1 protein-coding gene is annotated in these 523 nt (G+C 61.8%); it reads left to right on the top strand.

Annotated features, from left to right (window positions below; all coding sequences use genetic code 11):
• Positions 1-13: 13 nt before the first annotated feature.
• A partial coding sequence (locus SLH47_RS26340) for a glutathione S-transferase family protein (protein WP_320244116.1) occupies positions 14-523 on the top strand: 510 nt, incomplete at its 3' end.

The following is a 523-nucleotide window of genomic DNA, read 5'->3' on the forward strand; positions in this document are numbered from 1 at the left end:
GCGCGATCTTCGCATCCGATGGGCCCTCGAAGAAGCGGGATTCCCCTATGAAATAGCGACAACCCCTGTAAGCGATGTCGAGGCGCGCCTGCCATTTCAGCCGTTCGGCCAAGTGCCATGGCTCACCGATGGCGACGTAACGATCTTCGAGACTGGGGCGATCCTATTGTATCTCGGCGAACGCAGCACTGCCTTGATGCCGGCTGATCGCCAGGGCCGCGCCAACGTGACGCAATGGCTCTTCGCGGCGCTCAATTCGGTCGAGATGCCCGCAGTACCTTGGTCGCTCTATCGGTGGGCCGACGATGACACGCAGTCACCCGGCCGCGCCCATCTCGAACGCTTCCTCGACGGACGCCTCGACCATATGGAAGCGGTATTGGCGCAACGCGATTGGCTTGCCGGTCCGTTCTCGATTGCCGACATCGCGATGTCCGACGTGTTTCGGCAACTGCAGAGTTACGATGTCTTTGCCGAGCGGTTAGCCTGCCAAGACTATGTGGCGCGTGCCACCGCACGGGCG

The organism is Cognatiyoonia sp. IB215182 (genome assembly GCF_033963905.1).
Lineage (GTDB): Bacteria > Pseudomonadota > Alphaproteobacteria > Rhodobacterales > Rhodobacteraceae > Yoonia.